This window comes from Ochrobactrum sp. XJ1 (assembly GCF_024701725.1).
In the GTDB taxonomy this organism is placed as follows: Bacteria; Pseudomonadota; Alphaproteobacteria; order Rhizobiales; family Rhizobiaceae; genus Brucella; species Brucella anthropi.
Window position 1 is genome coordinate 59,840 of record NZ_VDGD01000016.1, and the last position, 10,615, is coordinate 70,454.

Sequence of the window (10,615 nt, forward strand, 5' to 3'; positions counted from 1 at the left end):
GTTTACTTAATAGCGATAGGCTCGTCGTGTCAAGTTTGTCGACGCCAAAATCAAAGGAACAACGCAAATGAACGAAATCGAGTGGAGAAACTGGGGAGGCAACCAGACTTTTAAACCCGTTGAAATCATAAGTCCCGCAACTGAGGATGACGCGATTTCAGCTATGCGCGCGGCAGTTCAGGACAAACGAAAGGTGCGCGTTGCCGGCGGGGGACATTCCTTCACTCCGATAGTCGAGACCTCCGGCATGCTGTTTGACCTCTCGGATTTAACAGGAATGATTTCATGCGACCCGCATACCAGACAAGCACAAGTCTGGGCCGGGTCCAAAATAGCAACATTAGGCCAACCATTGTGGGAAGAAGGGCTCTCCATCGGTAATCAGGGCGATATCGACGTCCAGTCCATAGCGGGAGCCGCCGCTACCGGCACGAAGGGCTCAGGCATACGCTTCGGTTCAATCTCATCAACAATCTGCAGCATGCGCGTAGTCAACGGTGTCGGGGATGTGATCGATATTGATGAGCGCGACCCCGACGCATTGCACGCTGCCCAGGTTTCATTGGGGCTTCTTGGACCGGCGCTTCGTATCGGGCTTCAGCTTGTTCCTGCTTATCGGCTCAAAGAAGAAAACATCATCCTCCCAATGTCAGAAGTGTATCGACAATGGGACTTCCTGATGGCCGAATATCGCCACTTTTCGTTTTGGTGGATGCCGACCCATCAATCAGCTGACCTCTATAAGCTCGGAGAGGTCCCGGCCGACCATTGTTTCGTCAAGCTGCTGCGTGAATTACCTTACGAAAAAGATGATGCGCCAACCGGAGAGCTCAATGGGCGTACTGACCGCGCCTACCGAATATATCCCGACGGAACGACAATCGCCGAATTTCATGAACTTGAATACATGGTCGGTTCTGCCGATGCACGGGCGGCAGTCGAAGCAATACAGAACCTGATGCTCCAGCGGTTTCCTGACGAAGTATCACCTTTGCAGGTCCGTTGGCAGAAATCGGATAAGGGTTTCATTTCACCGCAAAATGGTCGGGCTTCAACTTCTATCTCTGTTTCTGGTGTGATCGGTAAGGACTACCTTCCGTTTCTTAAAGCGGTGGACGAGGAGCTGCGAGTGTTCGGGGCTCGACCACACTGGGGAAAGCTTCATTTTCTAGACCGCAAACGCATTCGCGACCTCTATCCCGACTACGAGCGATTTCAAGATATCCGCCGTCGGATGGACCCGCATGACCTGTTTCTAAATCCACATCTGGCAAACCTTTTTGGTTGAGAAAAGAACTCCGGCTTTCTCCGCTGTCGACACGGAAAGCTACGGCGCCGCGTTGACAGCGTGTTTGTGGCATGTAATATATTACCCATAACCCATTACCGCGAGTTAATAGCCCATGAAAATTGCTGCCATTGAAGTTTACGGATACGAACTCACCTACGCTCACGGCGAATATGTCATGTCCCAAGGTCGCGCGGCGCAAAGCCAGGCTTCCACACTCGTACGCATCCTTGCTGATGACGGTCGAGAAGGCTGGGGAGAGAGCAGCACCCTTGGAGGTACATATCTGCCAGCCTTCGCCGAGGGTACACGTGAAGGAATTCGCGTTATGGCCCCATCCCTGATCGGATTAGACCCAACCAATATTTCAACCCTACACAGGGTAATGGATCTGGCACTTCTGGGGCAGAACAGCTCGAAGAGCGCCATCGACATTGCGTGTTGGGATATTCTCGGACAGGTGGCAGGGCTCCCCATTGCCACACTTCTCGGCGGCGTTACCCAAGCCGATTTTCCGCTCTATGAAGCAGTACCTCTCGCATCACCTTCTGAAATGGTAGATTTCGTGCAAAAGCGCGGGGAAGCTGGCATCAAACGGTTTCAGGTCAAAGTTGGCAACGACCCCTATGAAGATGCAGAACGCACGCGTGCAGTTGTCGAAGCTTGCCCTGACGATGCCGTTATAGTTGCAGATTCCAATGGGGGCTGGAATGTCCCGGCTGCAATCATAGCAGTGCGCGAGCTGGCAGACCTTGATGTTTACATCGAGCAGCCATGCCGAGATACCGCAGATTGCGCTATCGTTCAGAAAATGAGCTCGCGACCATTGGTAATGGACGAGTCAGTCGTGAACTCGGCTGAGCTTTACCGTGCCAAATATCAAGCGGGAGCGGGCTCGGTTAATATCAAGCTCGCACGTGTGGGGGGGATCACCGGCGCAGTTCGTATGCGTTCGCTGGCCCAGGATCTAGGCATGACAATGTGCATCGAGGATGTATGGGGCGGCGATGTGACTACGGCCGCTGTCTCTCACGTTGCAGCGAGCACACGTCCAGACGCACTTCTGCACGCATCGTTCTTCAATGACTGGACGCAGGAACATATCGCGGGATATGCGCCACGCTCTGTTCAAGGCCGTGGCAAATCACCGACTGCTCCGGGTCTTGGCATCAAAGTTGATCTTGGGGCACTCGGCAAACCCCTCTTCACGGTCTCACACCAATGATTTCACCACGCTTCTTGCCACAATCCGCTCTTGAATGGCTCGACAGGGCCGAACGGCAGGAAATCCTTGCCATCGATTCCCACACGGCGGGGAATCCGACCCGTATCGTACTTTCCGGGATCGAGCTGCCGACGGATGTCACGACTGTCGATGCTGCCAGAGTATGGCTCAGAGAGCATGCGGATCATTGGCGCCGCAGACTGGTTCATGAACCCCGCGGCGGAGGGTTGACCTGCGCCGTTTTGCCGATCACCACAGTCGAAGATGGTTGTGACATTGGCGCCGTCATTTTGGAACCAGGCTCGTACCCGCCTATGTGCGGCCATTGCATGATTGGTTTCGCATCGGTCATCATCGAGATGAATCTGCTTCCAAATCTTTGGCAAAAAAATTCTATGCAGGCCGAGTTTGCAATCCGCACACCTGCCGGCAGAGTAGGAGTAACAGCGCGCAAAGAAGACGGTAGGTTTACTACTGTGACCTTGCAGAACGTAGAATCCTTCATTGTTTGCACCGCGGAGGTAAAGGTCGATGGCCGTATCATGCCGATCGAGCTCCTCTATGGAGGGGACTATTATATTTCTGTTGATGCGCGGAAAATTGGCCTATCGTTAGATCGAGGCAACGCGACGGAAATCGTTCGCTTGGCTCGTCTGTTGAAAGAACAATACACACAAACGCCTGTCCTGGACCCAGTCTCCGGCGAGGAACTCGATGTCTACCAGGTTCTCTTTTATGAACAAGAACTGGAAGAACCACTCAAAGCGAAAATTGTCGTCGTCGCCCCACCAGGAGTGATTGACCGTTCACCTTGTGGAACTGGAACCAGTGCTCTGTTCGCAAAATTGGTGACCGAAGGAAAAATTGCCTCCAGCGAGACGCTGACCACCCAAAGCATTATCGGCTCAACCTTCACTGTAACCGCCACGAATGTCCGCTCCACAACCGAGCGAAACTACATTACTCCTGCACTCACCGGTCGCGCCTATATTAACGGCTTCCTGCTAATAGCAGCCGACGCCGATGATGTTCTCGCCGACGGTTTTGCCCCTCTGTAACCCATCCAAATTCCGGAGATCATAACATGTCCCTCAAGGGTGTACTTTCCGCGATCGTAACCCCGTTCTCTGCCGATGGAGAGAATATTGACGAGAACGCGCTGCGCAAACTGGTCGATCAGCATATCGCCGACGGCGTCGATGGCTTCGTGCCAGCTGGCGGAACGGGTGAATTTTCTGTCTTGTCTCACGAAGAACGTCTGAAACTAATCGAAATCGTCGTGGAGCAAACAGCTGGTCGCGCAACTGTACTGGCTCATACTGGCGCAACCTCCTCGCGTGAAGCCGTAGCATTGTCAAAGCACGCAGAGAATGTGGGCGCCACCGCGATCATGCTCGCAACGCCCTACTACGAACCGATCGGATTTGACGAGGCTTTTTCTTACTATGCCGCCGTCGCCGAGGCGACTGACCTGCCGATTTGCGCCTATAATTTCCCTCCGGCGACCGGTCTCCATCTCGATGTAGACTTTACATTGCGGCTCGTACGTGAAATCCCGCAGATCAAATACATTAAAGACTCTTCCGCCAATCTCATGCAGATGACCACATTTCTTTGTGATCACCGGAACGAGGTCGGCTTTTTAAACGGAGAAGACGTCCTGATGCTCCCGGCGCTCGCTATGAAAGCTCCGGGAATGGTTATGGGTATTGCAAATTTCATGACACCTGCCCTCACGAAGTTGCAGGCTGCAAGTGCGGCAAGTGATGATGCGACCGTTCTTTCGATCTGGCGCGAAATCCTTCCTGTGGTTCGCTATATCGGATCTCGTCGGTATAATAGCGGGTGTAAAGCCGCTTGCGAGTTACTTGGGCTTTCAGTTGGGCCCGTTCGTGCACCCATCCCGCAATACACTCAGGACGAGATTGCTGGCCTGCAGAAGCTGCTTTCAGCAGTCGATCCATCGTTGCTTACAGGTGCCGCGCAGCGATAAAGACTTTTTTCCGCAGAGAGCCCCAAGGGGTGTCCGTTATACCAACTAAAAGATTGAAAGGAAAAAGGGTGAACGTCGATATATTTTCCGGCTGCATTCCCGCACTCATGACGCCATGCAAGCCAGACCGTACGCCGGACTTCGATGCGCTGGTTCGTAAGGGCAAGGAACTGATCGCCGCCGGCATGTCTGCCGTCGTCTATTGCGGCTCGATGGGTGACTGGCCGCTTCTCACCGACGAACAGCGCATGATTGGCGTTGAAACGCTGGCCAAGGCTGGTGTGCCTGTGGTCGTCGGCACCGGCGCGGTCAACACCGCTCTCGCTGCCGCTCACGCCGCCCATGCCCAGAAAGTCGGCGCGAAGGGCCTGATGGTTATCCCGCGCGTTCTGTCGCGCGGCTCGTCTATCTCCGCCCAGAAAGCGCATTTCAAGGCCATTCTGGCGGCTGCGCCCGATCTTCCGGCGGTCATCTACAACAGCCCATATTATAGCTTTGCCACCCGCGCCGATCTTTTCTTCGCGCTGCGCGCCGAGCATCCGAACCTGATCGGTTTCAAGGAATTCGGCGGTGCGGAAGCCATGCGTTATGCGGCTGAAAACATCACCAGCGCCGAAGACGATGTGACCCTGATGGTTGGCGTCGATACCGGCGTGTTCCACGGCTTCGTCAATTGCGGCGCCAAGGGTGCCATCACCGGCATCGGCAATGTGCTGCCGAAAGAAGTGCAGCATCTGGTGTCGCTGTCCAAGGCCGCCGCCGCGGGCGATGTTGAGGCCCGCGTTGCCGCGCTTGAACTGGAAGCTGCACTTGGCGTGCTGTCCTCCTTCGATGAAGGCCCGGACCTCGTCCTGTTCAACAAGCACATGATGGTCGTGACCGGAAACCCGGAATATGAACTGCATTTCAACGAGACTGACAAGCTGTCCGATGCCCAGCGCGGTTATTGCGAAGCACAGCTGAAGCTGTTCCAGACCTGGTATGCAGAGTGGAACAAGCAGGGCGGCGCGGTCGCGAAATACGCAGCCTGATGTGAATACCTACAAAGGGACAAGGAGGCGCCGAATTTCGGTGCTTTTTTGTTCTATAGGGACAACTATTAACACAAAAGAGACGGCAGGGTTTCCCCTGCCGCCTTAAATCGGGACATGTAAGATTAGACACGAAGAGCAGCGTTATCGACTATATGCAACTGCACACTTTTCTTCTGTTTCTCCAACCTTGCACGGGCACGCTTTGCCGCCTCATGCCCTGTCCCAGTCGCGATCTCCATATTTCCGATTTCAGCAAAGTAATCGCCTGCAAAATGGATATTCACGTCGTCACGCTCGCAATAGGCCAGCATGGGTTCAAAGTTGAAACCGGCTGGACGATAGGTATTGCCGGGCAGCCAACGCTGAACGACAGTTTCCTTGATATGGCCCTTAAGTTCAGGAAACATCTTCAGTACATCGGACAGATATCTGTCTCGGATCTGTTCATCAGATAATTTCAACATCTGGCGCGCGGGTTCTCCTCCCGAATAGACCATCAGGCTCCCGCCCGGCTTTCGCGGACCGGTACGCAAAGGGTTAGCGTGATTGAAAAACATGTCAAATGACGCTTCAGGCGTGGTGATCGCATAGATATCGTCATACGGCATCGGACCGGTTTCATCAGTTATGATCCCCATTGTAGGAAACGGCCCGTACTGAACCCCCTCAAGGGTTTTTTTCACGTCGACAGGTAGCTCCCTGATAATTTCCGCCGCTTGGTAGGCTGGAACTGCAACGATAACCTGCGACGCAGAAACCGTCTGCTCCTTACCATCAATCTCGAACACAACTGTTAAATGATCGCTCGTTCTAGTCACGGATTTAACTGTGCTATGGTAGCGGACGCGCCCCTCCAGAAGCTCCATCATGCGCTCTCCGAACCGACCCGAACCACCATTCAGGTTCAAAGCCATTGAATCGCCCTTCCCCGCCCACACGGCTCCAAAAAGCGATACGCCAACACCGGCGTTCTGATCTTCCATTTCTGCCGCGGCACGCCGCGCTGCAGACTGGAAAAGTGCCTCTACTCGTTTGGGGAGACGTTTGCCTATAAAATCGCGAAAAGACAGGTCTGCCATATAGCGGGCAACACGAGCGCGCCGTTGCTCGTTGTTTTCGCCATAAACAGGAAGCATTGCCTGTTGCCAACCCTTGACGGCTTTGAGAATTCGCAATCCGATGGTTGCCATTGAAATACGCTCAGGAATACTCATAGACATGGTCAACGGCAGTGCTGAAACCGCCTTTGGTTTGTACACCTTACCTCCCCAAGCAATCGCAAATTTGTTTCCCGGTATTTTCAGAACATCGAGGCCGATCGAGTGCAGGATATTGCGCATGTGCGATCCGGGAGGAGGAAAGAGATGCCCCCCAAGGTTGAGCCAATAATCTCCGCGCGAAAGGGAATAAAGCCGACCGCCCAGCCGGTGGCTTTTTTCGAGCACAAGAATATTGCGCTCACGAAGCTCCCAGGCGGCGGAAAGTCCCGACGGGCCGCCGCCAATGACAATTACATCGTAGTCAGGATTACTCATAGTCTTATTGTACCTTGCGCTGTGTGGTTAGGTGAGTTGGAAAACTGGATTACCAACAGACGAGAAGCTTACCTGTGCGTTAGGAAATTGCGCTTGCCACGCTGTCGATAATCGGTAATATATTACCTATTATCATTTGCTGTCAAACGGATCTTGGTACAACCGGTTCACTCGAAAAAACTGATAAAAGGGGATCACAATGAAAATGACACGAATTGGAATTCTCGCCATCGCCCTCGGCTTAGGTGCAAATACCACCGCAATGTCTTCGGCCGCAGCTCAGGACGATATCAAGAAAGTGGAAGAAGTAGCGGCACTCCTACCAGAAAAAATTCGAACAGCAGGCGTCCTGCGAATTGCAGTGCCAGACGTCGGTAAACCGCTGGCCTATAAAGAAGGAAATCAGCTTAAAGGTATGGACGCGGACCTCGCCAACGCGGTCGCCGCAGTACTTGGCCTAAAAGCTGAGATCAGCCTCATTCCCTTCGCCGCAGCCTTGACAGGTTTGCAAGCCAATAAATTTGACATCTCTTACGGAGAATTTTACGTCACAGCTGAGCGGCTGAAGGTCGCCGATTTTGTTACGAATTGGCAGGATTACAGCTCGTTCCTCGTCGTGAAATCAAAAGGCTATACTCCAGTCAAACTGGAAGAGATGTGCGGCCATACGGTAGGGGCAATGGCTGGCTCTGCCGAACTGGAAACACTTAAAGCTGGTGCTGCAAGATGTTCAGGCGAAGCACCGACTATAAATGCCTATCCTTCGGTAAGCAATGCGATACTAGCGCTCAATAGCGGGCGCGTTGACGGTGTTCTGATTAATAGAGGAGGTGCTCAGGAGGCAATCAATCTCGATGCGGGGCTTGATGCTTCTGGTGAAATTGGAGGCGGCCCCACCGCCACCGCGGTCGCACGTACAGCAGATTCAGAAGATATGCTAAACGCGTTGAAAAGTGCGTATGACCATCTTATCAAATCGGGCGAATATCTGGAAATCCTGAAAAAGAACGATACGGCTTATGGAGCAGCTGAGAAAGCAGAAATTTACAAGGAAGGTACAACACCTCCGAAATACGGATTTTAACTGACCGCTCTCTTGGACGAACAAGGCGGCGTTTCTCGGAGCGCCGCCATTTATTTACGTAAAGCTTAGCAAGAACACTCACGGAGACGTCTTTTTACGCATAAAGAGCTATCTGATTGCCAGTCAAGAATGCTATGCCGAGATAGTAAAGCTCACGGCAGATGAAACTTCACTGATCATCAGGCTAATCATTTCATAATGAGAACCACCCTGAGATCATTGACATTGGTACCGGTTGGCCCCGGCATGAACAGATCACCGATAGCGTCAAATGCGCTCCATGCATCATTGGCGTTCAACCGCGCCGCGCCATCTTCGCCAGTCTTTTGCAGCCGCGAAACGGTCGTGCCATCGGCAAAGGCACCTGCATTGTCTTCCGAACCATCAATGCCGTCGGTGTCAGCCGCCAGTGCGTGAATATTCCCATAGCCATCAATATCAAGCGCAAAGGACAGCAGAAACTCGCTGTTGCGACCACCCTTGCCGCCTTTGGCACGGATGGTAACGGTGGTCTCGCCACCGGAAAGCAGTACAATCGGTTTTTTGAACGGGCGATCACGATCCGCCACTTCGCGCGCGATTGCTGCATGAACATGCGCCACTTCGCGTGCTTCACCTTCCATTGAATCGGACAGGATCACCGCCTCGACCCCATGACGCTCGGCTTCCTTTACGGCTGCTTCCAGCGAAACAGCAGCGGACGCAATCACCCGCACTTCGTTATCGGCAAAGATTTTATCGTCGGGCTTCGGTGAATGAGCCTTCTCGCTTTTGATATGCGCGAGCACCGCATCTGGCAGTTCAAGCTTGTAACGTTCGATGATTTTGAGCGCGTCATCGCGAGACGTTGCATCAGGAACGGTCGGACCAGAAGCGACAAAGGCAGGATTGTCGCCGGGAATATCGGAAACCACCAGCGAGAAGACTTTTGCCGGATGTGCGTGCGCTGCCAGCCTCCCGCCTTTAATGGTCGACAGGTGTTTTCGCACCGCATTCATGGCTGATATCGGCGCACCTGAGGCAAGCAAAGCTTTGTTGACCGCAATCTCGTCGGCAAGCGTCAGACCTTCAGGCGGCGATGGCAACAAAGCAGAGCCTCCACCAGAAATAAGCGCCACAACAAGATCATCTTCGGTGAGGTTGGACACAGCATCGAACAGCCGTTTTGAGGCCGCAAGCCCGGCATCATCAGGCACCGGGTGCGACGCTTCGATGATCTCGATGGTTTTGCAAGGTGCACCATAGCCATAGCGCGTGACGACAATGCCTTCGATTGGTGCGTCCTCGCCCTCATGCCGCTCTGCCCATGCGCGTTCAAAAGCGGCTGCCATCTGTGCCGAGCCTTTGCCTGCACCAATCACAATCGTCCGGCCCTTGGGCGTGGCAGGCAGATTGGCGCGGATAACCAGTTCGGGATCAGCAGCCGCAACCGCTGCATCGAACAACGCCTTCAGAAAGACACGCGGCTCTAATTTTGATGTCATACTGTTTAGAAGAACCTCGATGAGACTACCAAAACATTGCTTATATTCGGAGAATTGTGGTGGCGCCTGATACTACGCGCCACCATAGTGTGATGCTATTTTGCAATGCCGGATATCGACTTCAAAATAGACGCTCCAAGTGTGTATTTTGGATCTACCATATTACCAAGGCGGACGCGTCCTGCCTGTGTTAAAAGCATATAGGCATCGATTTCATCGAAACCGAAATCGGCTGCCATCCAGCGGATCAACTCCCTGTAAGCCTGTCGAGCCGCGTCTTCCATCGGGCGGGAAGAACCAACGGTCATATAGAATTTTTCATTCTCCAGACGAGGCGTACGGATAGTCCAGTTCTTTATCAAATCGACCTGAATGGTCGTCACTGTTGGATGTTCAACGGCCACACCGCAAAGTTCGCCATCACCCTGTGCGGCGTGGCAGTCACCAAGAAACAGATACGCACCCTTGGTTTGAACGGGCAGATAAATGACTGCGCCCGGTGCAACATCAGGCAAATCCATATTGCCACCATAATAATCCGGGACGAGAGCACTGATAGCTTCGATTTCCGGTGCAGTACCGATTGTGCCAATGAATGGTTCATATGGCAGTGTGATACGATCGTTCCACTTGACACCTTTTTCAGCATCGATGTGCAACTTCTTGACCACTTCCGGCAATGTTGGATTCAGCATCGCAGTATCTGCTGTCGGTACGAGACCGCCAAATTCGGGCATGATGACAGTGGTGCCCGACGGTTGCTCACCGCGCGGACGTATTTCCTTGATATATACCGCCAGCGTGTCACCTTTCTCGGCACCCTCGACATAGATTGGTCGGTGTTGTCACGTTAAGTTTCTCTGGCCGGAAAGACCAGGGGCTCGTAGATATTCATGCGAAACAGGCCGCAATTTTCCATGCATCGAAAGCTTCGAGGCGATGGTAGCGAATTGTGTGTGCGGCTCGGCGACG

At 53.3% G+C, this 10,615-nt stretch carries 8 protein-coding genes and 2 pseudogenes; 6 read left to right on the plus strand and 4 right to left on the minus strand.

Annotated features, from left to right (window positions below; translation table 11 throughout):
* The first annotated feature begins 67 nt into the window (after positions 1 to 67).
* The 5 genes from FG152_RS23215 to FG152_RS23235 all read left to right on the plus strand — a co-directional run bounded on the left by FG152_RS23215 (position 68) and on the right by FG152_RS23235 (position 5,537).
* Complete coding sequence (locus tag FG152_RS23215; RefSeq protein ID WP_498988702.1) at positions 68 to 1,288, plus strand: D-arabinono-1,4-lactone oxidase; 1,221 nt, start codon at positions 68 to 70, stop codon at positions 1,286 to 1,288.
* 115 nt (positions 1,289 to 1,403) lie between these two features.
* Entirely contained in the window at positions 1,404 to 2,513 is a 1,110-nt protein-coding gene (locus FG152_RS23220; protein WP_498988706.1) for a mandelate racemase/muconate lactonizing enzyme family protein, read from the plus strand.
* The gene (locus FG152_RS23225) at positions 2,510 to 3,571 is read left to right on the plus strand and encodes a proline racemase family protein (RefSeq protein WP_498988708.1); all 1,062 of its coding nucleotides are present in this window, start codon (positions 2,510 to 2,512) and stop codon (positions 3,569 to 3,571) included. The genes FG152_RS23220 and FG152_RS23225 overlap by 4 nt, the downstream gene beginning before the upstream one ends.
* A gap of 26 nt (positions 3,572 to 3,597) precedes the next feature.
* On the plus strand, positions 3,598 to 4,506 hold the full coding sequence (locus tag FG152_RS23230) for a dihydrodipicolinate synthase family protein (protein WP_498988711.1): 909 nt from the start codon (positions 3,598 to 3,600) through the stop codon (positions 4,504 to 4,506).
* 68 nt (positions 4,507 to 4,574) lie between these two features.
* Entirely contained in the window at positions 4,575 to 5,537 is a 963-nt protein-coding gene (locus tag FG152_RS23235) for a dihydrodipicolinate synthase family protein (protein WP_498988714.1), read from the plus strand.
* A 125-nt stretch (positions 5,538 to 5,662) separates the two neighbouring features.
* On the opposite strand, the gene FG152_RS23240 is transcribed toward FG152_RS23235, so the two are convergent.
* The gene (locus tag FG152_RS23240; RefSeq protein WP_498988717.1) at positions 5,663 to 7,075 is read right to left on the minus strand and encodes a protoporphyrinogen/coproporphyrinogen oxidase; all 1,413 of its coding nucleotides are present in this window, start codon (positions 7,073 to 7,075) and stop codon (positions 5,663 to 5,665) included.
* Between the two features lie 199 nt (positions 7,076 to 7,274).
* On the opposite strand from FG152_RS23240, the gene FG152_RS23245 reads away from it, so the two are divergent.
* Positions 7,275 to 8,159 carry a transporter substrate-binding domain-containing protein gene (locus FG152_RS23245; protein WP_498988719.1) on the plus strand — a complete coding sequence of 295 codons (885 nt, stop codon included), beginning with the start codon at positions 7,275 to 7,277 and terminating at the stop codon, positions 8,157 to 8,159.
* 188 nt (positions 8,160 to 8,347) lie between these two features.
* Here the strand turns inward: FG152_RS23245 and FG152_RS23250 are convergent, their stop codons facing one another.
* From FG152_RS23250 to FG152_RS23260, 3 genes and pseudogenes are all read right to left on the minus strand, one after another.
* A complete protein-coding gene (locus FG152_RS23250; RefSeq protein ID WP_151606178.1) occupies positions 8,348 to 9,643 on the minus strand; it encodes a glycerate kinase type-2 family protein in 1,296 nt (431 codons plus the stop codon).
* A gap of 95 nt (positions 9,644 to 9,738) precedes the next feature.
* Positions 9,739 to 10,488: pseudogene (locus FG152_RS23255) on the minus strand (acetamidase/formamidase family protein); the annotation flags it as partial.
* A 46-nt stretch (positions 10,489 to 10,534) separates the two neighbouring features.
* Positions 10,535 to 10,615, minus strand: a pseudogene (locus FG152_RS23260) (IS6 family transposase); the annotation flags it as partial.

Bases quoted from the DNA above. Each gene is read 5' to 3' on its own strand.
- FG152_RS23215 (WP_498988702.1), top strand. From the start codon at position 68: ATGAACGAAATCGAGTGGAGAAACTGGGGAGGCAACCAGACTTTTAAA.
- FG152_RS23240 (WP_498988717.1), bottom strand. From the start codon at position 7,075: ATGAGTAATCCTGACTACGATGTAATTGTCATTGGCGGCGGCCCGTCG.
- FG152_RS23230 (WP_498988711.1), top strand. From the start codon at position 3,598: ATGTCCCTCAAGGGTGTACTTTCCGCGATCGTAACCCCGTTCTCTGCC.
- FG152_RS23245 (WP_498988719.1), top strand. From the start codon at position 7,275: ATGAAAATGACACGAATTGGAATTCTCGCCATCGCCCTCGGCTTAGGT.
- FG152_RS23225 (WP_498988708.1), top strand. From the start codon at position 2,510: ATGATTTCACCACGCTTCTTGCCACAATCCGCTCTTGAATGGCTCGAC.
- FG152_RS23250 (WP_151606178.1), bottom strand. From the start codon at position 9,643: ATGACATCAAAATTAGAGCCGCGTGTCTTTCTGAAGGCGTTGTTCGAT.
- FG152_RS23220 (WP_498988706.1), top strand. From the start codon at position 1,404: ATGAAAATTGCTGCCATTGAAGTTTACGGATACGAACTCACCTACGCT.